This window comes from Ruegeria sp. AP7 (assembly GCF_056539905.1).
This window is the reverse complement of sequence record NZ_JBQFVT010000004.1, coordinates 92,661-114,786: the sequence shown is the minus strand read 5'-3', so window position 1 is coordinate 114,786 and position 22,126 is coordinate 92,661. Positions and strand designations below refer to the sequence as shown.

Genomic DNA, 22,126 nt, shown 5'->3' with positions numbered 1-22,126 from the left:
CCCTCCATGCCCGTCGCCCACATGATGGGTGGGGAAGGATTGCTCATGGACCTCTACACCACATACGGAAGCAACGACCTGCCGCGGGCCATCCGCTTTTATGATGCGATCTTCGCGGTTCTTGGTCAGCCGCGCCTGCCTGGATGGATCGACGGCTGGGCTGGCTGGGGCACCGATCCCGACAGCGGCACCGGCTTTTGGGTCTGCAGACCGTTTGATGGAGCCCTCGCCAATACCGGGAATGGCACGATGATCGCCTTTCCCGCCAGAAGTGCTGATCAGGTCCGGCGTTTCCATGCCACGGGTTTGGAAAACGGCGGTACGGATGAAGGCAAACCGGGCGTCCGGCCTCATTACGAGCCCGGATTCTATGTGGCCTATCTGCGCGATCCTGATGGCAACAAGCTATCCTGCTTCTATTACCATTATGATCCCGAAAAGGATGCCGGCAGCTGATCAGCCGGCAGCCAGACGTCGCTTTTCTTCACGGTTGAAAAACAACATGTAGAAAACCGGCGCAGCAACCATGGTCAGGATGGTGGCAAAGGCCAGACCGCCCATGATCGTGACCGCCATCGACACAAAGAACGCATCCGTCAGCAGTGGAGCCATCCCCAGAATCGTCGTGATCGCCGCCAACATCACCGGGCGCAGACGCGAGACCGAGGCTTCGACAATCGCGGGACGCAGGGCTTTGCCTGTGGCGCGAACCAGATCGATTTCTTCCACCAGTACGATGCCGTTCTTGATCAACATTCCTGACAAGCTGAGCAGCCCCAAAAGCGCTGTGAAGGTGAACGGAAGTCCGGTCCCAAGCAATCCGATGACCACCCCGTTCACCGACATCGGAACCAGCAGCCAGATGATGATGGGTTGTCGGATCGCGTTGAACAGCAGCACGGAAATCAGCACCATGATTAGCAGACTCAGCGGCAATTGCCGCCCAAGGCTGGCCTGCGCATCGCCCGAGTCTTCAAACTCTCCGCCCCATTCCATGCTGTAGCCAATGGGCAGTTCCATCTCTTCAATGGCGCTGCGCACTTCGGAATGGACCTGCGCGGCGGTCATGTCAGGAGGGATATCCGCGCCAACCGTGATGGTCAGCACCCGGTCTCGGCGATGCACCAACGTGTTCAGCGCCTTATAGTCGAACCCATCCACCATCTGTTCAATCGGCACGAACCGTTCCGACTGATCGGAATAGACCACCTGATCGACAATCGAATAGTCTCCATCTGCCGGGCGACGCAGGATAATCGGGATCTGGCGGTCACGTTCGCGCAGAACACCGCCGGTAATCCCATCGGTCGAAAACTGCAGCGTGGCGGCAATATCTTCTCGCGACACACCTGCCGTTTGCGCCCGTTCTGTCGCATAGATTGGCTGCACAGCCAGTTCCTGCTCGCGCCAATCGTGATGCACATGCAGCGCATTCAGGGAAGCCGCTGACATTTTTTGCACGGCTTCTTCGGCCAATTGGCGCAGAACAACCGGATCACTGCCCGAGAACCGCGCCTGGATCGGATCACCTCCGCCCGGGCCAAAAATCAGACGCTTGGTTCGGAACTCACCTTCGGGGAACTGGGCTGAGCCGAATGCTTCGAGATCTGCCTGCAAGGCGGGGATATCGTCGAGCGTTTCGGTGCGAATGATCATGTGGCCATAGCTTGGGTTGGGCTTCTCGGCGGCGTAGGTCAGCATAAAACGCGTGGCCCCCTGCCCTACAAACGTGGCGACTGAGACGACGTCATCACGTTCAGCCAACCAATCCTCAAACACAGCCATATCTTCCGCCGTACGGGCAATCGGCGTGCCTTGCGGCAGTTTGTAGTGTACGAAGAACAGCGGCGTGTTTGAGTTGGGGAAGAACTGCTGTTTCATTAGGCCGAACCCTGCGAAGCAAGCGACCGTGATCGCTATCAATCCTGCCACTACCAGCCAACGGAACCGCAGCGCCCAGTTCAGGACTGCTCCGTAGACGCGGAACAGAATGCCGCCATAGGCGTCAATCTCGCCCTCTTTGCCCTGCTTGAAGAAATAGTGGCCGAGCAAAGGTGTCACTGTGATCGCCAGAACCCAGCTAAGCAAAAGCGAGATGCCGATCACGGCGAATAGCGAGAACAGGAACTCACCGGTCGCATCGGGGCTGAGCCCGATCCCCGCGAAGGCCATAATCCCGATCACCGTCGCGCCCAGCAGCGGGATTTGCGTTTTCGAGGCCACATCTTCTGCCGCATCACGAGAGTTTTTGCCCCGCAACATCGAGATCTGCATCCCTTCGGCCACAACGATGGCATTATCGACCAACATTCCCATCGCGATGATCAAAGCACCCAGTGAGATGCGCTCCATCTCGATCGAGAACATCGACATAAAAAGCAGCGTGCCCACAACGGTCAGCAACAGGGTGGAACCCACGACGATGGCCGCACGCCAGCCCATAAAAATGCCCAGAACAGCGACCACGATGCTGACTGACATGGCGAGGTTCAGCAGGAATGCGTTCGAAGCCTCATCGACAACAACATGCTGCTGATAAATGGGCAGGATTTCGACACCAAAGGGAATCTCAGAATTCAACTCGGCCAGTTTTGCATCCGCGCGTTGGCCAACTTCGACGATATTTTCAGTGGCCAGCCCAGCGATACCCAGCGTGAAGGCCTCAGTCCCGTTGAAGCGGATCATGATATCGGGATCGTTCTGCCGCCCACGATAGACATCGGACATATCGAACAGGTTGATCACCTGCCCCTGCGATCCAACCGAAAGCCCGGCGATGGCCGACACGCTGTCCGAGCCTTCGGCCGTCAGGATCGTTGTCCGATCGCCTTCCGACCGCAATGAACCCGAGGCGTTGACTGAATCCGCATTTGCGATGGCCTCGTTGATCGCCTGTAAGGGCACGTTCTGATTGACCGAGATCGACAGGTCGGGCTCGATAAAGATCGCCTCGTCCGGCAGACCCTGCACTTCGACATCAGCCACGCCGCTGACCGTCAGCAATTCGCGGCGCAGGAAGGTGGCCAGTTCGTGCTTTTCGGCGTCCGAGAACCCATCTGCCGTCACCGCATAGAACAGGCCAAACACATCCCCGAACCCGTCATTCACATAGGGCACACCGACGCCCGAGGGCAGTCCGCGTGCCGCATCGCGCACCTTGGCGCGCAGGCGGGTCCAGATGTCGGGCAATTCGCTGCCGTCATAGGTTGACTTGATCTCGACCTCGATCAGCGATTGGCCGGGCCGATTGACCGAAGTGATGACATCCACCTCGCCCATCTGCTGAATGGCGGATTCCAGCGGTTCCGAGACTTCAAGCGCCACTTGTTCAGCAGTCGCACCGGGATATTGCGTGGCGATCACCGCCTGTTTGATTGTGAAAGCCGGGTCTTCAAGGCGGCCCAGCGACGTGAAGCCCCAGATGCCGCCGAACAAGGCAATCAGGATGAACAGCCACGTATAAAGCGGCCGGTCGATCGAAGCGCGTGCGATGCTCATGAAACCGCCCTCAGTTCGAGAAGCCGACAAAGCGGCGGACGGTTTGTCCGTCGGATAGCGCACCACCACCGGCGACGACGATTTCTTCGCCATCGGTCAAGCCGGTGAGTACGCGGACATCGCCGCTCTGGGTGGGTTCAATCGTCACGGGAACCCGGCGTACGGTGCCTTCATCGGCACCAACCGGCGAGAAGACCATCGCGCCCAGTGCTCCACTGGCATCAGCTACTATAGCCGTGGGCGGGATGATGATCCCGGTACGCTTGTCCTGCACCTGCACCGTAACCGTCACGGAGGAGCCGGGTAGAATTTGCAACCCCTCTGGCGGGGTCAAACCAAACTGGATGCGGAACGTCTGGCCCACGCTTGAGGATTCTGCGTCGAATTCGCGTATTTCCAGCGGAAAAATCTCATCGCTAACCGGGAACTTAGCAGTAATGGTAATATCATCCTGCTGTCCGGAACGCTGGAACAGGATTTCGGGCACGTCGACCTCAATCCGCAGTTCGGACATATCATGGAGTCGCACGATGGGCGTGCCCGCTGAAACAGTTGTAAAAGCTTCAACCGCGCGGCTTGAGACCAGCGCGTCAAAGGGAGCCGTCAGAGTTGCGTGCTCCAACGCATATTCGGCGTCCCGTACCGCAATCGCAGCCAATTGCGCCGCTGTTTCAGCATCGTCGACGGCCACTTGGCTGGCTGCCGTTCCACGCAGTCGAGACAGACGAGCAAGGGTGCGGTCCGCCTGATCTTTCTGCAGGCGAGTGCGGTCAAACTGCAGCTCAAACGGTTCCTGATCGAGACGGGCAATCAGTTCACCTTTGGGGATCACAAAACCTTCGGTCACAGGCATCTCGACGATCTGCCCCGCGACCTGAAACGCCAGATCAACGGTTTGTCGCGCAGCGATCCGGCCGAAGAACTGACGCGAAAAGCCGGGTGAAGTTTCGCTGACCTGCATCAGTTTCACAGGCTTTGCAGGCTCTTGCGCCATGGCGGGGGCAGTCAACAAGGACAGTGCGAGGCAAACAGAGGTCAGGAGTTTCATTTCGTCAATCCCTCGGGAATTCCGGTTTTCAGAATGTTGTCACGGATTTTGTGAGCCAGCCGTGCAAACTCGGCGGTTTCTTCGGTGTTCAGACCGGATGCGCTGTGAAACAGCTCACCAGCCACGGCCACCAGCATGTTGCGGGCCTCTTCGCCCTGTTCGGTCAGCACCAATAGCCAGGCGCGCCGGTCTTCGGGATCGCGCTGCCGGGTCAGATGCCCCGCCTGTTCCAGTGCATCGGCGGTCGCGGTGATCGTGGATGGCACGGTCAGCATATCTGCCGCCAACACCCCCATACGTTTGGGCGCATCCAGCTTGATCAGCATATGGCATTCCTGATGGCTCAGGTCCGTTTCGATGCAATCAAAGCTCTCTTCCAGTTTCCAGTAAAGCGCATAGACCCCCATCATCGCCTGAATCTCAGGGCTGAGGCGGCCTAGTCGGGTGCTGATTTCGTCAGACATGGGTCTCTTCCATCCGAATCGCGGCGAAATATACTTCGAATAATGAACTATTCAAGTTCTGAAGCGGCCGCGCGTGCATTCCCTTGGGTCAACACATCTTGATCAAAACCAGTGGGGACTGCATTTTGTGCAGATCATGAACTCAGGATCAGCCATGTACACTCCTGCCATCACCGGTACCGGCGTCTATACGCCCGAGAACATCATCACCAACGCCGAACTGGTGAAAGCATTCAATGCCTATGCTGACCGAATGAACGCCGAACACGCGGATGCGATTGCAGTGGGAGAGATGGAACCGATGCAGCATTCCTCGGAAGAATTCATCGTCAAAGCATCGGGGATTAAAAACCGGTATGTGATGGATAAGACCGGCGTTCTGAACCCCGAGATCATGCATCCCGCGCTGCGCCAGCGCAGCGACGACGAACCGGGGATCATGACCGAGATGGCCGTGGATGCGTGCCGCAAAGCCCTGGCTCAGGCTGGACGCGATGCCGAGCATGTCGATCTGGTGATCTGCGCCGCCTCGAACCACGAACGCGCCTACCCGGCGATTGCCATCGAGATTCAACAGGCACTTGGGATCGAAGGGTTCGGGTTTGACATGAACGTGGCCTGTTCCTCGGCCACCTTCGGCATTCAGGCGGCGGCTGATATGGTGCGCTCTGGAACGGTACGTGCGGCGCTGGTGGTGAACCCCGAGATTTGTTCGGGCCATCTGGAGTGGCGCGACCGGGATTGCCACTTCATCTTTGGTGATGTGGCCACAGCAACACTGGTCGAACGCCGTGACAATGCAAATGGCCCGCATTTCGAGATCATCTCGACCCGCTGCGCTACATCATTTTCCAACAATATCCGGAACAATAACGGCTTCCTTCGCCGCTCTCGTCCAGATGGGGTTAAGGATCGCCGCGACATGCAGTTTATGCAGAACGGGCGTAAAGTGTTCAAGGAAGTGCTGCCCATGGTCAGCAAACATATAAGCGACCATATGGAGGCCGAGGGTATCAGCAGCGATAACCTCAAGCGCCTGTGGCTGCATCAGGCCAACAAGACTATGAATGATTTCATCGGCAAAAAGGTTCTGGGCCGTGAACCTGAGGCGGAAGAGCAACCTAATATTCTACAAGACTATGCCAACACATCCTCGGCAGGATCGATCATTGCTTTTTCGAAACACTCAGATGATCTGATTGATGGCGATGTGGGGCTAATCTGCTCATTTGGCGCCGGGTATTCCGTAGGATCGGTGATTGTGAAGCGGCACCAATAAACGGCATATATTCATTTCTTTGCCTACCCGTTCCTCTCGGCCTGCACCGTTTCAGCCTGAAATTGTTGCTTGAAAATTTCTTCAGATAAGCCCCACCGATCCTTCATCTTCGATCAACACCTCATACACGGGTGCCCCGGGCATCCGAGTGGAGTATTGATGGGAGCCCTAAGGTATGGGAAAATCGACGAAAACTGGGATGACCGCGCTGGTTGCTGCGCCATTCATCGGAGTCATGTCCAGCAGCGCGGCTGTTGCCGAGGCTCAGGTCTGTACAGTCAACACAGCGCGCAGCGCCGCGAATAGCGGTGACTATGGAACGCTTTGCGACTGCTCACATGTCACGCCCGGTTTTGTCAAACATCTGCAAAAACGCTCGGACCTGCCGGATATCTTGCAGAACACGTCAGCGCTATGCCCAGGGCTAACCAATTTGCTTGTCGATCTTCCAACTGCGTCTGTCACTGGCGCATCGACGGGGGAGGATCGCAGCAGTGATCCGAATTTAAGGTCTGCCGTAGCTGAAAAAGATGAAGACGCAGGACCAAATACAGGCGAAGGCCCTGGTTCTGGCGAAGGAGATACGCCTGGAAACGGCGGGGGCGAACCCGGAGATGGAGGAGACAACCCTGGCGATGGAGGCACCAATCCCGGTGATGACGGTGACAAGCCCGGAAAAGGTGGCGACAAACCCGGCAAGGGTGACGGCAAACCCGGCAATGGTGGCGACAAGCCCGGTAAGGGCGGTGGCAAAGGTGGCCATGGCGGTGATAAGCCCGGAAAGGGCGGGGCCAAAGGCAACAATGGTAGTGGGAATGGCTCAGAAGGGGCCAGCCCCGGGCGTGGAAAGAATGCCAACAACGACGAAGGCTGAATGAAGGGGCTCAATACGAAAAAAGGCGGCCTGCGTGCCGCCTTCTTCAACAAGAAATCATTGCAAATCCACGCAGAGACTAAGCACCAACAAGTGCGGATGCGTCAGCTGACGCTTTCTTCTTCAAGGTGAAGCTTCATCTCGATCAGCACCTGCTGCAGCATGCTGGTCTCTTTCAGCAAGCGCTTTGCCTCGTTGACGGTGATGATGCCATCTTCGATTGCGGTCTGATATTCGGACATCAGCATCGCAAAGCGTTGGCTTAATGCAATGACGTCAGAATTCACGCCACCGGTACGAGGGCCTTCTGAATTCCGACCGTTATAAGACAGGGTGATACCCTGCAAATCGGCCAGTGCCGAGGTGACATGCGGGTAAGCTGCGGCGTTTTCCAGTTGCGCAACAGCATCCACAGGCATGAAGCGGTCAACGTGTTCGGCATTATCAGAATAATATCTTCCCAGGGTGGCTTTGGATTTACCAGTGATTTCGCACGCGGCTTCGATCCCGACATCCTTTACCAATGCCTCGGTGTGCTTTTTCAGATAGGCCCCGATATCTGCCATGTTGCTACCCTTGTTACCTGCGCTCCTGTCCCCCGCCTGTCCGTGCCGGGGGAAAGGGTAGGGAAATTTCCCATATTCGAGTCATAATTGAAATGCCATAAATTGACTATCCCTCAGATATGCAGGGATTTTGTGAGTGAGTGGCGGCCGTTCGTGCCGGTAAAGAGTGATTGCAGGGCAATATTACCGCCTTGCAAAGTAAATAGGCCAACTATAGGCCGAAGACGCCGCTGTTGCGGACGCGAGGTTATCCATCCCCAAGAGCATCTGCTCGACCTCTGCTGCTGTAGCGGCGGCGTCGCTTTCCCCGTACATGAGACCGCTTGCCCAGACCGATCAGGCGAATTAGACCCACGGCATGGCAAAGCTCTATTTCAACTATTCGACCATGAACGCGGGCAAATCGACCGTGTTACTGCAGGCCTCGCACAACTACCGTGAACGCGGTATGGATACCTATCTTATGACCGCTGCCATCGATGGGCGCGCGGGTGAGGGGCAGATCGCCTCGCGAATCGGAATTTCCGAACAGGCGGATAAATTTGACCCCGCCGACGATGTGTTTGCCATGATCGAAAACCGTCTGAAACAGGGGCAGATTGCCTGCGTGTTCATTGATGAGGCCCAGTTTCTGTCGGAAGAACAGGTCTGGCAGCTTGCGCGTGCTGTAGACGACCTGAAAGTTCCCGTGCTGACATACGGATTGCGGGTGGATTTTCAGGGCAAGCTCTTCCCGGGATCTGCCACACTTTTGGCATTAGCTGACGAGATGCGCGAAGTGCGAACCATCTGCGAATGCGGCCGCAAGGCGACCATGGTGATTCGTCAGGACGAGAACGGGAACGCCATCACCGAAGGGGCCCAGGTCCAGATCGGCGGGAACGAGACCTATGTTTCGCTCTGCCGCAAACACTGGCGCGAGGTTGTCGGCGACTAGACCGGGTTGGGCAAGGCTCGCCCCGCAACAAATGCCGCCACATTGTCCAGCGCCATATGGCCCATATCGGTGCGCACCTCTTCCGTTGCCGTACCCAGATGCGGCAACAGCGTCACATTCTGCATCTCGCGCAAAGTAAGTGGAACTTCGGGTTCGAATTCGTAAACGTCTAATCCGGCGCCAGCAATCTGCCCTTCTTGCAAAGCAGCAATCAACGCTGTCTCATCTATGACTTCACCGCGTGCGATGTTGACCAGAATTCCATCGGGTTTCATCGCCTCCAGCACTTCGGCGTTAACCAGATGGCGCGTTTCAGTCCCGCCGGGAACGGCTAATACAAGAAAATCTACAGACGCCGCCAATGCGTCTAGATTGGGGAAGTACTCAGTTGGAAAATTCACCTGTTTTGGGCAGCGCGATTGATACGCGACGCTCATGCCAAAGCCAAAATGACAGCGTTGAGCAATCGCCTGCCCAATCCGCCCCATACCCACGATACCCACCTTCTTACCGCTTACATGATGGCCCAGCATTTGCGTCGGGTGCCATCCTTCCCAGCCGCCTGATCTAACCAGACGCTCCCCCTCGCCCGCACGGCGCGCGGTAGCCAGCAGCAAGGTCATGGCAATGTCTGCCGTGGCTTCTGTAACAGCGCCGGGCGTGTTGGTTACCGAAAGGCCTGCTGTCCGCGCAGCGTCCACATCAATATGATTGTAGCCAACGCCGAAATTTGCCAGCAGTTTACAGCGTGGCTCAGACGTTTGGGCAAACACCTGTGCCGAAAACTGATCTCCGAGCGTGGGGATAACGACATCAAATTCGGTCAGCGCGCGCACCATCTCGTCTTGTGTCAGAGGCGAGGTCGCCTCACGAATTTCGACGTCGAACTCTGCTCGGGCACGGGCTTCGACAGCCTCAGTCATTGGGCGGGCAATCAGCAATTTCATTAGTGCATCCGCCCCCCGGTAGGAACTTCTCCGTCCGGCCCGATCAGGACGATCTCTCCGTTTTCGTCCGGAAGACCCAGCACCAGAACCTCGGACATGAACTTGCCGATCTGACGCGGTGGGAAGTTCACAACAGCCATCACTTGCTTGCCCACCAGAGTCATCGGGTCGTAATGGGCGGTGATCTGGGCAGACGTCTTGCGCTCACCTATCTCATCACCAAAGTCGATCCACATCTTGATCGCGGGCTTGCGAGCCTCTGGATATGGTTCAGCACGGACGACCTCGCCAACACGAATGTCGACTTTGAGAAATTCGTCGAATGTGATCTCACTCACGAGAAAGCTCCTTGGATCGGTTGGTTGCGGCTTTGACGGCACGATGCAGCAGGTCTGGGAACCCTTCCTCTTCGTGCATAAGCACCTCAAGCGCTGCCTGCGTGGTGCCATTGGGCGAGGTCACATTGACCCGTAGTTGCGAGGGATGCTCATCTGCGGCCATTGCCAACGCCCCTGCCCCGGCGACAGTTGATTTGGCCAACTTCATCGCCAGCTCAGGCGGCAAGCCATGTGCTTCACCTGCTTGTGCCAGCGTTTCAATTAAGTGGAAAACATAGGCCGGACCTGAGCCACTAACGCCAGTGACGGCATCCATCTGCGTCTCATCATCAAGGCGCACCGTTTCGCCAATCGCCGAAAGCAATCCCTCGGCCAATACAATATCGGCATCCGAGGCTTCCGAATTACCAATCAGCGCCGTAATCCCCTGCCGAACCGCTGCAGGTGTGTTTGGCATTGCTCGGATGATGGGTGTGTCCGCACCCAGAACGTTTTCGAAAGTGGCCAAAGATGTGCCGGCAGCGACCGAAATGAACAGACTATCGCCACCGCCCAGCGCCTGAATGGCAGGCAAAGCCTCACCCATCATTTGCGGCTTAACGGCCACCAAAACCACTGCCGGGGATTCGGGAAGGGGCGTGTTTATGTTGACGCCCTGCGCCTTCAGCCAGTCAGAGGGATAAGGATCGATCACCCAAACCGATGCTGCGGGCAGGCCATGTTCCAACCAACCCGCAAGCATCGCTGAACCCATCTTGCCGCATCCCAGAAGCACCAACCCCTGTTCGGCAACGCGCGAGATATCCATGATTGCCCCTCCCCTATGGTTCGGGGCAAAGCTTTACGCGCGGCCGTAAGCCTCTGCAATGGCGACTTGCATTGCCTCTTCCGGATCACGGTTGCCCCAGGTCAACAGTTGGATTGCAGGATAGTAGCGCTCGGCGCTCAGTACCGCTGCGGTGATCATGGTATCGATTTGTTCCGGGCTGGCGGTCTGACCACCGGCCAGTACCAAGCCATAGCGATAGACCATCAATTTTTGATTGGCCCAGTAGGTAAACGCCCCGGCCCAACACTGATCATTCATCTTGTTCAGCAATTCATAAAGCTCGGTTTCGCGCTCAGCTGGAGGCTCCATTTCGAACGAACACACCATACGCAGCGTTTCGTCGTAATTCGACCAGGCCAGTGTGATCGAGTATGTGCGCCACTGTCCTTCAACGGCCATGGCAATCTGATCATCCCCGATCCGGTCAAAATCCCAGTCGTGATGTTCTGCAAGATGTTCAACAATGTCGATCGGATGAAGGTCTTCTTCGAGATACTGCTCGGAAAGGGCCATAATGCCACCTCACTAATCTCTAGCAATTTGGGGCTGGCAGCGCCCCAGCGCTAGTTGCCTGCTCTACAAGCCGGGCTTCCCCAGTCTGTCTGTACTAAATATGGTGCGACGCACGCCGGGTTCTGGCAACCCTAATTATTGGGGATAACAGCAATAAGTTGTGGACAGTTGGCAACGCCGATCAAAATATTGGCGCCTCACGCAGCTTTGTCTTGATTATTTTCTGCAAGGCGGCATCATACACGTCACCGCTCAATCCAAGTCTGGATTGCGCGGCTGATTGTCTTTGCCTGAAATTTGCAATTCAGTCGGACTTATTTGTCCAGCTTCGCTTCAAGTGCGGCAATACGCTGTTCAAGCGCGGCATTTTCTTCGCGCGCTTTCTGCGCCATGGCCCGCACAGCATCAAACTCTTCCCGGGTGACAAAGTCGCGATCAGCCAGCCAGCGATCCATCATCGACTTCATCGCATTTTCAGCTTCTTCCCGCGCCCCTTGCGCCACGCCCATGGCGTTGGTCATGAGTTGAGACATATCGTCCAGAATCTTGTTACGGGTTTGCATGGGCTTTCTCCGATTTCACGATTGCTCTCTATATGGGTAAAGAATGGCCCGGGCTCAAGGTTGACTTGCCCCGCAAACCCCGGGCAATGAGACGCACATGCAGGCTGTACTGAATTTTCCCGATCTGTCACCCGACGTTTTCTCGATCTCTTTGTTCGGGATGGAGTTTGCGCTGCGCTGGTATGCGCTGGCCTATATCGCTGGCATTTTGATCGCTTGGCGCCTGGCGTTGATGGCGCTGCGACGGCCCGCGCTTTGGCTGGACGAGACACCCCCCATGCGCCCCGACCAGCTTGAAGATCTGGTCACCTGGATAATTCTTGGCGTCATATTGGGTGGTCGACTGGGATTCGTCCTGTTCTACCAACCCGCCTACTACCTAACCCATCCGCTTGAGATCCTGATGGTCTGGCAAGGCGGCATGGCGTTTCATGGTGGTTTACTAGGCGTGATTATTGCCACCTATCTCTATGGCAGACGTAACAATATCGAGATTCTCTCGCTGGCTGATCTAGTTGCCCACACAGTGCCACCCGGGTTGCTATTGGGACGTTTAGCAAACTTCACCAATGCCGAGCTGTGGGGGCGGCCCAGCGAACTGCCGTGGGCCGTGATTTTTCCCGGCGCGGCTGCACAGGATTGCCCCGACGTTGTGGCCGGGATGTGTGCCCGCCACCCGTCGCAATTGTATGAAGCAGCGCTTGAGGGGCTGGTTCTTGGTGCGCTACTGATCTGGCTGGTTTACCGGCGCGGTGCGTTTCAGAAACCCGGTCTGATAATGGGTGTCTTCCTTGCAGGCTATGGCGCCTCGCGTTTCTTGGTCGAGTTCTTCCGGCAACCTGATGCACAGTTTGTGTCACCCGGGAATCCGCTTGGGTTGGCGTGGCATATCGGAGGATATGGGCTGACGATGGGGCAACTCTTGTCGCTGCCAATGATTGCGCTCGGCCTATGGTTTGCGTTGCGGGCGCTTCGCAGAACATGACGCTGAAGGATCATCTGCTCCGACGTATTCATCACGATGGCCCTATGACTGTCGCCGACTATATGTCCGAGTGTCTGATGCATCCGGAGCACGGATACTACACGACGCGCGATCCGCTGGGAGCAGAAGGCGATTTCATCACTGCCCCCGAGATCAGCCAGATGTTCGGAGAGCTTGTCGGGCTATGTTTGGCCCAATGCTGGCTTGATCAGTGTCAGCCTGATCGGATCGTTCTGGCCGAACTTGGTCCGGGCCGGGGTACCCTGATGGCGGATATCTTGCGCGCGACAAAAACTGTCCCCGGATTTCACGACGCCGCCCGGATTGCGCTGCTCGAAGCCTCTCCGGTTCTGCGCAGAATGCAATCTGACACCCTGCGGGGCCATGAACCTCAGTGGATCGACTCGATCACTGACCTTGCTGACCTGCCTCTGTTTCTCGTCGCAAATGAGTTCTTTGACGCCCTACCCATCCGTCAGTTCCTGCGTGATGGTGAAGGTTGGCGCGAGCGATTGATCGGAGTCGATGGCACAAGCCTTGCTTTCGGTCTTGGAGCACAAGTCCCTCAGGCAGCATTGGACGACAGATTGCAGGATACGCAAGATGACGATCTGGTTGAACAGTGTGCAGCTGCGGCCCCTATTCTCAGCAACATCGCTGGGCAAATATCTCGCAATGGCGGCGCTGCACTGATCATCGACTACGGAGATTGGCGATCATTAGGCGATACGCTGCAAGCCCTGCAAGCGCATGAATCCGTTGACCCGCTGGCTCAGCCCGGCCAAGCAGACTTGACCGCCCATGTGGACTTTGAGGCACTCGCAAATGCGGCCAAGGTATCCGGCTGTGCTCATACCCGATTGACGCCACAAGGTGTGTTTCTCGAGCGGCTCGGCATTACTGCGCGTGCACAGTCGCTGGCCACTACGCTCAGCGGGACACAGCTTGAGACATTGGTCGCCGCACATCGACGGTTGACGCATCCCGATGAAATGGGAAACCTATTCAAAGTACTGGGCCTATATCCGCAACACGCTGCACCGCCACCGGGACTGGAACCATGACATTGGAAATCCTCACATCTGATATTTTGTCCCCAGTGCGACACGGGTTCTTCAGTCGTCGCGGCGGCGCTTCGTCAGGCATTTATGCGGGTCTCAATTGCGGAACCGGTTCAACTGATCTGGCCGAGGCCGTAGCCTTGAATCGTAGGCGCGTCGCCCAGGCCATGGAAGTCACCCCAGAGGGTTTGATCGGCGTGCATCAGGTGCATTCTCCAACCGTAATCACCGTGGACGGACCAATTAATGGCGAGAAGCCCAAAGCGGACGCGGTTGTTACGGCGACGCCAGGCCTCGCCCTGACGATATTGACGGCGGATTGCCAGCCAGTTCTATTGGCTGATTCTGACGCAAAAGTGATCGGTGCGGCGCACGCGGGTTGGCGCGGAGCGTTAGACGGCGTTCTAGAGGCAACTCTTGATGCGATGGAGGGATTGGGAGCCACACGGGCAAACACTGCAGCGGTCATTGGTCCAACCATTTCGCAACGTGCATACGAAGTTGGCCCGGAATTTCTGGACAGCTTTATCGCTGACTCGTCGGAAAACACGCGATTCTTCGCAAATGGCGAAGGCGACCGCCTGCACTTTGACTTACCCGCGTTTGGCCTGCACCGTTTGCGTCAGGCCGGTGTTGGACAAGCCGAATGGATTAAGCACTGCACGTATTCCGACCCTGATAGGTTCTATTCCTATCGGCGTTCAACCCACGCCAATGAGGTCGATTACGGCAGGTTGATTTCAGCGATCAGGCTGTAGATCTAGCCCGAATTAAGGCAACTTCGCCCAGATTCTGCCACATTTATTGTGTTTATCTGTCACAGAATCGTCTCAAATTTTCACCAATGCTCAGACGGTTACCCGAAATTGGGGCAACTGAGCGTTGGCGTACGTAGCCAAGAGGTAACTAAAACCTTCTTATTGTCCTGAATTCATCCCGGATCAGCCTTATCGGTGCCGCAAAGCCGCATCACATTTGGTCGACATACAGGAACCGGGCGTTTCGCCCCAACGAAGCAGGATGATGAATATGAGAATGAAATCGCGCTTTCTGAATGCCGTGCTTACGGCCCTTAAGGATCAGGAACCAGAAATGCCCTGGAAGCGGGTTTCTAGTCACTCTGTCAGAGTCGCGCGCCGCCTGGCGGCGAGACGCTGACAAGCAACCCCATGGGACCAGCTGCCGGTCTCAACGGGCAAGACACATACCGGGTAATGCTCTGGTTCGGTATGTGGGGTCGCGATCGAGATTGCGACCATGTTTCGGAGCGTGTGCGTGCGGGCAATTGAAGCCTGCAGTTTACGAGTTTGTCTGGGGGGTCACGAAATTGACCATGAACATTGGTGTTTAATTTTCGCGGCGCTGCGCACTTGCAGCATCGGCCGGTGTTTATCCCTTTGATTAAAGACAAAGAACATAGCCGTTTGGCGCAGTTGCACGGGGGTTCAAAATGCCCGGACGGTATTTAGAGGAGACGGAATATATGGCTATTCCAAATTCTCTGGCACAAGCTGCCAGAAACGCGGTCGAGACATCAGCGCTGTTGCGCGATGTGCCTGGACCGTCAACAAAACCTAAGGCCCAGCTTCGAAGGTACGAAGTTTCTTGCCTGCTGGAAAATGGGGATGTTTCACAGACAAGGCATATCGCACCAGCCTTACCGATGTTCGAAGATGCGTTCTGCGCCTTTACACGTGGCTCGTTGGTGGAGACAACGCATGGTCCGATGGCCATTGAAGACCTGATGCCTGGTGATGATGTTCTTACTCAGAACGGATCATCCGAAACGGTGCTTTGGAAGGGGTCTGTAACACTAATCCCGGGGCGCGAAGATTCGCGTGGACGGACCCGTCCGCTGACCCGAATTATGGCCGATACCTTTGGGATGCAGAAACCAATGTCGGGCGTTATCGCAGGTCCCGCAGCACGTCTGCTCGCGACACCAGCGCATATGCGCCATTTGCATGCCGGCCAACCTATGCTGACACCCGTGAATGAGTTCCAAGACGGTACGAGCGTAATTGAAACGCTACCGCCGACTCCGGTTGAGTTGTTCCATATCTGCGTCGCGCGACATTCGGTCATCAGGATTGATGGTCTGCAATTCGAAACCTACCATCCTGGCGTCAATGCTGTACGTATGATCAGCCACTCTTTGCGATCGATCTATCTGAATCTATTCTCACATATCGAATCACTGAACGATTTTGGCCCATTACTCTTGCCAAGGGCCGGAGATGGTGAAATTGACGCTCTAACAGCGTGAAATGGTTAACGATTACTGCAAGTGTAGAGGCATCATGCAGATATTAGTAATTTGGGCACTATCCCTGGCTGTGGCAGCGGTGCTGTCACCATGCGCGGTGGATCAATCTGGCATCAGGGTCAGGCCGTCTGGTTCATCCGGTCTTCCAGTACGTCAAATGGTACGCCTGGCTCGTCTTTTGCGCCTCGGATAACAAGCGAGGTTTTCACGCTGGCCACGTTTGGCGTAGTCAGCAGCTCTCCCGTAAGAAATTGCTGAAAACTGCTGAGATCTGGTGCAACGCATTTCAGGATGAAATCCACCTCGCCGTTCAGCATATGGCATTCACGGACTAAAGGCCATTCGCGGCAACGGTCTTCAAAGGCACTGAGTTCGGATTCAGCCTGGCTTTCCAACCCGACCATCGCAAAAACCTGCACCTCGAATCCAAGTTCGCGGGCGTTCACATCCGCATGGTAACCATGGATATAGCCCGAATCCTCCAATGTCCGCACCCGTCGCAGACAGGGTGGAGCCGATATTCCAACGCGTTTGGCAAGTTCAACATTGGTCATTCGGCCGTCGGCCTGCAGCTCCGCAAGAATCTTGCGGTCGATTTCATCCAATCGGGTCGCGACCATCGAATGCTCCTAAATTTTTCCGGTTGTTATATCAGCAGCCCCGGTGGGCGCAATAATATTTCACGACTGAGCAATTTTCGTTATCTCAAATGCATGTTCGCCCGATTAACCTGTCATCAGTCGCATCACGAGCTTGCAATATGAAAGGGCTTTAAGCTCTGCGTTGTGGTCGCTATATCGATCCGGATTGGAAAATTGCCCTAAAAGGCAGATCGAGTGGGGATACCATGGCTGAAACACGACACACAAAGGTTTTGATCATCGGATCGGGACCGGCCGGATACACTGCTGGCGTCTATGCAAGCCGCGCCATGCTGGAACCGATTCTGGTGCAGGGGATCGAGCCTGGAGGGCAACTGACCACTACTACCGAAGTCGAGAACTGGCCCGGTGACACCGAGGTGCAAGGGCCGGATCTGATGATGCGTATGCAGGATCACGCCAAGGCCATGGGATGCGAGGTCATCGGTGACATCATCAACGATCTGGATCTCAGCCAGCGCCCCTTCACGGCCAAGGGTGACAGCGGCACAGTTTATACTGCCGATGCAGTAATTCTGGCCACAGGCGCGCGGGCCAAATGGCTCGGCCTGCCATCCGAGGAAAAATTCAAAGGCTTTGGCGTCTCGGCCTGTGCCACCTGTGACGGTTTCTTCTATCGTGGGCAGGAAATTGTGGTAATCGGTGGTGGGAACACCGCAGTGGAAGAGGCGCTGTTCCTGACCAATTTTGCTAGCAAAGTCACGCTGATCCACCGCCGCGATGAGCTGCGCGCTGAGAAGATTCTGCAGGACCGGCTGCACAAGAACGAAAAGATCGAGCCGCTGTGGTTCCATGAATTGGAAGAGGTCGTTGGCACTGATGCTCCGCTGGGTGTCGAAGGCGTCAAGGTCAAGAACGTCAAAACCGGAGAGATCACCGAAATCCCGTGCAAAGGCGTGTTTGTCGCTATCGGTCACGCCCCGGCGAATGAACTGGTCAAGGACACCTTGGAAACCCACATGGGTGGCTACGTCATTACCAAACCGGGCACGACCGAGACCTCGGTTCCGGGCGTCTTTGCAGCCGGGGACTTGACCGATCATGTGTATCGTCAGGCTGTAACCAGCGCTGGTATGGGTTGCATGGCTGCGCTGGATGCCGAGCGGTTCTTGGCGGAGAACGACTAGAATGATCACAGAGTTCTCCGGCCCGGTCTGGAGAATTCTGTTCCGCAGCCAATTGGGCATCCCATTGGCACCTGCCCGCGCACCCGAAGGCCGGTTTCATCATTCCGGCCAATTCGCCCTGTATGCTTCACTAAGCGCAGAAGGAGCTGGGATCGCCATACGGCGCTATGTCTCGCCATGCGATCCGCCGCGTGTAATTCAACAGTTTCAGATTTCCGCAGCGCATTTGATGGACTTGCGGGGGCGCGCCGATGTCTCGATTGTCTGGCAAGACCTGCGGGACAACGGCACCCCTTCCCCAACTTGGCGATTTTCGGATGAAGCACGCGCAGTTGGCGCGGACGGGCTGTTGTACAGTTCGCGTTCGCGACCCGAACTTAGCCATCTCGTGTTGTTCAGTTCTGGGGTCAATTTGATACAGCCAGCTAGCACGCCTAACGATTGGCGTCCCGAAAGGTAACCTTGACCGGCGCACACCGCCGTATCAGGATCGATTCAAGCAACGCGACGAACAGGTAAGCTTTTGGATAACGCACTTTGGCGCGGCGGATGGATGAGCCGGCTCAGAATCGCAAGCGGCCTCGTGCTGTTTGTCTTTGCGTTCTTTCACTTCATCAATATCGGCCTTGGTCTGTTTCACACCGACCTGCTGCACGGGATGCAGGGCGGGCGCAAAGCTGTCAACCGCCATGAGATCGGCAGCATCGTGATATATGGCGCATTGCTGATGCACATGGGTCTCGCGCTGGTCTCGCTTGCGCAGCGCCGTACGCTCAGGATGCCTTTCAGCGTCGCGCTTCAGGTTATTCTTGGCCTGTTGATCCCGCTGCAGCTAGTCTCTCATCTGGTCCAGACCCGCTATGCGCATGAGATTTTCGGGGTGAATGATGAAATGGGGTACATCATCATACTGATGTGGCCCAGCACCGCGATCTGGTTCCAAAGCCTATTGCTGCTGCTGGTGTGGATTCACGGGTGTATCGGGCTGCATATGTGGCTGCGGCTGACCACATGGTGGCGCGCGCTGGTTCCATATCTGATCGGCATCGCCGTCTTTGTACCGGGCTTTGCCTTCGCCGGTCTTCTTACCGAGGGGCGGCGTATCTGGGCCGATTTTGCCGACCCCGATCTGCGAGAACAGTATATCGAACACTATAACTGGCCCTCGCAAGACGAGTTTCAGGCCCTGTTTGCAGTCAAAGATTATGCGCAGTGGGTATTCTGGGCCGCGCTGGCGCTGACCGGAATGGTCTATCTCGGGCGCAAGCTTTGGCGACGGCGGCATTCGGTGAGGGTACGCTATGTCAACGGTCCCGAAGTCGTGTCAGAAAAAGGCATGACCCTTTTGGAGATGTCGCGCGCAAACGGCATTCCCCATACTGCGCTATGCGGTGGCAAGGGGCGCTGCACGACCTGTCGTGTTGTGGTTGAAGAAGGCGCCGATCAGCTGCACCCGCCTACCGAAGTCGAAGCCCGCAGTCTGAAAGCCGTCAGCGCGCCCAAAGGTACCCGCCTTGCCTGTCAGATGCGGCCGACCGACCCGCTCACCGTGTTTCGCGTTTTCCGCCCGGACGGTGCGCGCGATCGTGCGCATGCCAGTCAGGGGCAAGAGCGGCAACTGGCAGTTTTGTTTCTGGACATGCGCGGATTCACCGCCCGCACGACCGGGCAATTGCCGTATGACATCGTGTTTCTGTTGAATCGTTTCTTCGACGCAATCGTTCCCGCGATCACCGCGCAGGGCGGAGTGGTTGATAAATATATGGGCGACGGTCTGTTGGCGATGTTCGAAACAGCCAATGCCGCAAGTTCAGCAAGTGCCGGTCTAAGGGCGGCGGCTGGGATCGGGCGGGCATTGGAGCGTTTCAATCAACAGCTTGAAGCAGAAGGCAGCCAGCCCGTACGTATTGGCATGGGCCTGCATCTTGGTGACCTTGTATTGGGCGAAATTGGTGCCGCGAAACACGCGCCGCGCACCATCATAGGAGACGCGGTAAATGTTGCCAGCCGACTAGAGGCCGAAACAAAAGCGCTGGGGGTCGAACTTCTTGTATCGGACAAGGTTCTGGACGCGGCGGGGTTGCAATGTGATCCGCGCGATCTGCGGGAATTCAGCCTGCGGGGTGTCTCTGGACCTGTCCCCGCCCTTCCCGTCAGACACGCAGCCGACCTTGAATCGCAAACCACGCCCCTGGAACAGATTGCCTGAGAATGCGCCTAATGTCGTTGAGCAACGGGATTTTTTCAGTAACCTAAAACAAAAAACAGAAAAACGTTCCATTTCGGGAAAAAACCGCGCATATCCTCCTTTGTTTCAACCGGTCTATGGACATCGCACCGAGGTCGGGGCAAATGCCTCACTAACACCTCTGAAACAACAGAAAACGACACTGCGATAAGAGATTTCCTATGACGATGCTAAGCAATCTGGCCCCGATCCCTGAATTATACGTTTCTTACGAATCCGCACAAAAACTGAAGGTCGAAGCAGCCGACCTAACCAGTTGGGACCTAACTCCCCGACAGATCTGCGACTTGGAACTGCTTATGAATGGCGGGTTCAACCCGCTCAAAGGTTTCCTGAGCGAAGCCGATTACGACAACGTGGTCGAAAACATGCGCCTGGCCAATGGAGCGCTGTGGCCGATGCCGATCACGCTGGACGTTGATGAGGAATTTGCGGCAACCATCGAACTGGGTCAGGACATTGCCCTGCGTGATCAGGAAGGCGTCATTCTGGGCACCATGACCGTGACCGACCGCTGGACACCGGACAAGGTGCGTGAGGCGGAAAAGGTCTTTGGTGCCGATGACGATGCGCATCCGGCTGTGAATTACCTGCATAATGTAGCGGGCAAAGTTTATCTGGGCGGCCCGGTCACTGGCATTCAGCAGCCCGTGCATTATGATTTCAAAGCCCGCCGCGACACGCCAAACGAATTGCGCGCGTATTTCCGCAAAGTTGGCTGGCGTCGGATCGTCGCGTTCCAAACACGCAACCCTTTGCACCGTGCGCATCAGGAATTGACCTTCCGCGCGGCCAAAGAGGCGCAGGCCAACCTGCTAATCCACCCTGTAGTCGGAATGACCAAGCCCGGCGATGTAGATCATTTCACGCGTGTACGCTGCTATGAGGCGGTGCTGGACAAATACCCGGCCTCAACCACCTCGATGTCGCTACTGAACCTTGCGATGCGCATGGCTGGCCCGCGCGAGGCGGTCTGGCACGGGTTGATCCGCGCAAACCACGGTTGCACCCATTTCATCGTTGGTCGTGACCACGCCGGTCCGGGCAAAAACTCGGCTGGTGAAGATTTCTATGGCCCCTACGACGCGCAGGACCTGTTCCGAAAATATCAGGACGAGATCGGCGTCGAGATGGTCGACTTCAAACACATGGTTTACGTGCAGGAACGCGCCCAATACGAGCCGAATGACGAGATTCTGGACAAGAACAACGTCACGATCCTGAACATCTCGGGCACGGAACTGCGCCGCCGTTTACGCGAAGGGCTTGAGATTCCGGAATGGTTTTCGTTCCCCGAGGTTGTACAAGAATTGCGCAATCGTTTCCCGCCGCGATCTCAACAGGGTTTCACAGTGTTCTTCACGGGCTTCTCGGGCTCAGGCAAATCCACAATTGCCAACGCTTTGATGGTCAAACTGATGGAGACCGGGGACCGTCCTGTCACCCTGCTTGACGGGGATATCGTGCGAAAGAACCTGTCCTCTGAGCTGGGCTTCTCAAAAGAGCACCGCGACCTGAACATCCGCCGCATCGGCTATGTGGCCAGTGAGATCACCAAAAACGGCGGTATCGCGATCTGTGCGCCGATTGCACCCTATGCCACCACCCGGCGCGCCGTGCGCGAAGAGATCGAACAATTCGGTGCGTTCTGCGAAGTGCATGTGGCCACCAGTATTGAGGAATGCGAGCGCCGCGATCGTAAAGGCCTTTATAAGCTCGCGCGTGAGGGTAAAATCAAGGAATTCACAGGAATTTCTGATCCTTACGATGTGCCCGAAAATCCCGAGCTAAGCGTCGAAACCGAGAATGTCGAAGTCGACAACTGCGCCCATCAGGTTCTGCTGAAACTGGAAAGCATGGGATTGATCGCTGCCGGTTGAGCACCTCGTAAAAGTAACGGCAGCCTCCGTCATTCGGAGGC

General features: G+C 56.3%; 22 protein-coding genes. 12 read left to right on the top strand and 10 right to left on the bottom strand.

Features of this window, described 5'->3' with window-relative positions; genetic code table 11:
* Nucleotides 1–6: 6 nt before the first annotated feature.
* Complete coding sequence (locus ACR0KN_RS09775; protein ID WP_480653149.1) at nt 7–456, top strand: VOC family protein; 450 nt, start codon at nt 7–9, stop codon at nt 454–456.
* Here the strand turns inward: ACR0KN_RS09775 and ACR0KN_RS09770 are convergent, their stop codons facing one another.
* From ACR0KN_RS09770 to ACR0KN_RS09760, 3 genes are read right to left on the bottom strand one after another with little or no spacing between them, the layout of a single operon-like run.
* Entirely contained in the window at nt 457–3,498 is a 3,042-nt protein-coding gene (locus ACR0KN_RS09770) for an efflux RND transporter permease subunit (protein WP_480653147.1), read from the bottom strand.
* Nucleotides 3,499–3,508: 10 nt separating this feature from the next.
* The gene (locus ACR0KN_RS09765) at nt 3,509–4,546 is read right to left on the bottom strand and encodes an efflux RND transporter periplasmic adaptor subunit (RefSeq protein ID WP_480653145.1); all 1,038 of its coding nucleotides are present in this window, start codon (nt 4,544–4,546) and stop codon (nt 3,509–3,511) included.
* Nucleotides 4,543–5,010 carry a MarR family winged helix-turn-helix transcriptional regulator gene (locus ACR0KN_RS09760; RefSeq protein WP_170541280.1) on the bottom strand — a complete coding sequence of 156 codons (468 nt, stop codon included), beginning with the start codon at nt 5,008–5,010 and terminating at the stop codon, nt 4,543–4,545. The genes ACR0KN_RS09765 and ACR0KN_RS09760 overlap by 4 nt, the downstream gene beginning before the upstream one ends.
* Nucleotides 5,011–5,164: 154 nt before the next feature.
* Here ACR0KN_RS09760 and ACR0KN_RS09755 point away from each other — a divergent pair, with 154 nt between their 5' ends.
* Together ACR0KN_RS09755 and ACR0KN_RS09750 are read left to right on the top strand one after the other, a co-directional pair.
* Entirely contained in the window at nt 5,165–6,289 is a 1,125-nt protein-coding gene (locus ACR0KN_RS09755; RefSeq protein WP_480653143.1) for a beta-ketoacyl-ACP synthase III, read from the top strand.
* 175 nt (nt 6,290–6,464) lie between these two features.
* Entirely contained in the window at nt 6,465–7,163 is a 699-nt protein-coding gene (locus ACR0KN_RS09750) for a hypothetical protein (protein ID WP_480653141.1), read from the top strand.
* 104 nt (nt 7,164–7,267) lie between these two features.
* Here ACR0KN_RS09750 and ACR0KN_RS09745 read toward each other — a convergent pair whose 3' ends face one another.
* Nucleotides 7,268–7,729, bottom strand: a complete 462-nt coding sequence (locus ACR0KN_RS09745; RefSeq protein ID WP_170472887.1) for a hypothetical protein — start codon at nt 7,727–7,729, stop codon at nt 7,268–7,270.
* A gap of 358 nt (nt 7,730–8,087) precedes the next feature.
* Between ACR0KN_RS09745 and ACR0KN_RS09740 the strand changes: the two genes are divergently transcribed.
* Nucleotides 8,088–8,666, top strand: a complete 579-nt coding sequence (locus ACR0KN_RS09740) for a thymidine kinase (protein WP_480653139.1) — start codon at nt 8,088–8,090, stop codon at nt 8,664–8,666.
* Here the strand turns inward: ACR0KN_RS09740 and ACR0KN_RS09735 are convergent.
* The 5 genes from ACR0KN_RS09735 to ACR0KN_RS09715 form a co-directional block, all read right to left on the bottom strand.
* The gene (locus tag ACR0KN_RS09735) at nt 8,663–9,613 is read right to left on the bottom strand and encodes a 2-hydroxyacid dehydrogenase (protein ID WP_480653137.1); all 951 of its coding nucleotides are present in this window, start codon (nt 9,611–9,613) and stop codon (nt 8,663–8,665) included. The two genes, ACR0KN_RS09740 and ACR0KN_RS09735, sit on opposite strands and share 4 nt — an antisense overlap.
* On the bottom strand, nt 9,613–9,951 hold the full coding sequence (locus ACR0KN_RS09730) for a tRNA-binding protein (protein ID WP_170472910.1): 339 nt from the start codon (nt 9,949–9,951) through the stop codon (nt 9,613–9,615). The genes ACR0KN_RS09735 and ACR0KN_RS09730 overlap by 1 nt, the downstream gene beginning before the upstream one ends.
* Nucleotides 9,944–10,759, bottom strand: coding sequence for a pyrroline-5-carboxylate reductase (proC, locus tag ACR0KN_RS09725; protein WP_260022971.1), 816 nt, complete (start codon nt 10,757–10,759; stop codon nt 9,944–9,946). The genes ACR0KN_RS09730 and proC overlap by 8 nt, the downstream gene beginning before the upstream one ends.
* A 33-nt stretch (nt 10,760–10,792) precedes the next feature.
* On the bottom strand, nt 10,793–11,293 hold the full coding sequence (locus ACR0KN_RS09720; RefSeq protein ID WP_480653134.1) for a type III secretion system chaperone family protein: 501 nt from the start codon (nt 11,291–11,293) through the stop codon (nt 10,793–10,795).
* A 314-nt stretch (nt 11,294–11,607) separates the two neighbouring features.
* The gene (locus ACR0KN_RS09715; protein ID WP_010441801.1) at nt 11,608–11,856 is read right to left on the bottom strand and encodes an accessory factor UbiK family protein; all 249 of its coding nucleotides are present in this window, start codon (nt 11,854–11,856) and stop codon (nt 11,608–11,610) included.
* 97 nt (nt 11,857–11,953) lie between these two features.
* Here ACR0KN_RS09715 and lgt point away from each other — a divergent pair, with 97 nt between their 5' ends.
* From lgt to ACR0KN_RS09695, 4 genes are all read left to right on the top strand, one after another.
* Nucleotides 11,954–12,841: a prolipoprotein diacylglyceryl transferase gene (lgt, locus tag ACR0KN_RS09710; RefSeq protein WP_480653132.1), complete on the top strand. Its 888-nt coding sequence runs from the start codon at nt 11,954–11,956 to the stop codon at nt 12,839–12,841.
* Nucleotides 12,838–13,905, top strand: coding sequence for a class I SAM-dependent methyltransferase (locus tag ACR0KN_RS09705; RefSeq protein ID WP_480653130.1), 1,068 nt, complete (start codon nt 12,838–12,840; stop codon nt 13,903–13,905). The genes lgt and ACR0KN_RS09705 overlap by 4 nt, the downstream gene beginning before the upstream one ends.
* On the top strand, nt 13,902–14,660 hold the full coding sequence (gene pgeF, locus ACR0KN_RS09700; protein ID WP_170541307.1) for a peptidoglycan editing factor PgeF: 759 nt from the start codon (nt 13,902–13,904) through the stop codon (nt 14,658–14,660). The genes ACR0KN_RS09705 and pgeF overlap by 4 nt, the downstream gene beginning before the upstream one ends.
* A gap of 725 nt (nt 14,661–15,385) precedes the next feature.
* Nucleotides 15,386–16,168: a Hint domain-containing protein gene (locus tag ACR0KN_RS09695; RefSeq protein WP_480653128.1), complete on the top strand. Its 783-nt coding sequence runs from the start codon at nt 15,386–15,388 to the stop codon at nt 16,166–16,168.
* Nucleotides 16,169–16,287: 119 nt separating this feature from the next.
* On the opposite strand, the gene ACR0KN_RS09690 is transcribed toward ACR0KN_RS09695, so the two are convergent.
* Entirely contained in the window at nt 16,288–16,788 is a 501-nt protein-coding gene (locus ACR0KN_RS09690; RefSeq protein WP_010441796.1) for an Lrp/AsnC family transcriptional regulator, read from the bottom strand.
* A 227-nt stretch (nt 16,789–17,015) separates the two neighbouring features.
* Here ACR0KN_RS09690 and trxB point away from each other — a divergent pair, with 227 nt between their 5' ends.
* The 4 genes from trxB (at nt 17,016) to ACR0KN_RS09670 (ending at nt 22,085) form a co-directional block, all read left to right on the top strand.
* On the top strand, nt 17,016–17,957 hold the full coding sequence (gene trxB / locus ACR0KN_RS09685) for a thioredoxin-disulfide reductase (protein WP_480653126.1): 942 nt from the start codon (nt 17,016–17,018) through the stop codon (nt 17,955–17,957).
* A 1-nt stretch (nt 17,958) separates the two neighbouring features.
* Nucleotides 17,959–18,417 (top strand): RES family NAD+ phosphorylase, encoded by a 459-nt coding sequence (locus ACR0KN_RS09680; RefSeq protein WP_480653124.1) that lies wholly within the window; start codon nt 17,959–17,961, stop codon nt 18,415–18,417.
* A gap of 93 nt (nt 18,418–18,510) precedes the next feature.
* Nucleotides 18,511–20,166, top strand: a complete 1,656-nt coding sequence (locus tag ACR0KN_RS09675) for an adenylate/guanylate cyclase domain-containing protein (RefSeq protein ID WP_480653122.1) — start codon at nt 18,511–18,513, stop codon at nt 20,164–20,166.
* 200 nt (nt 20,167–20,366) lie between these two features.
* Nucleotides 20,367–22,085: a bifunctional sulfate adenylyltransferase/adenylylsulfate kinase gene (locus ACR0KN_RS09670; RefSeq protein WP_480653120.1), complete on the top strand. Its 1,719-nt coding sequence runs from the start codon at nt 20,367–20,369 to the stop codon at nt 22,083–22,085.
* Nucleotides 22,086–22,126: the final 41 nt, after the last annotated feature.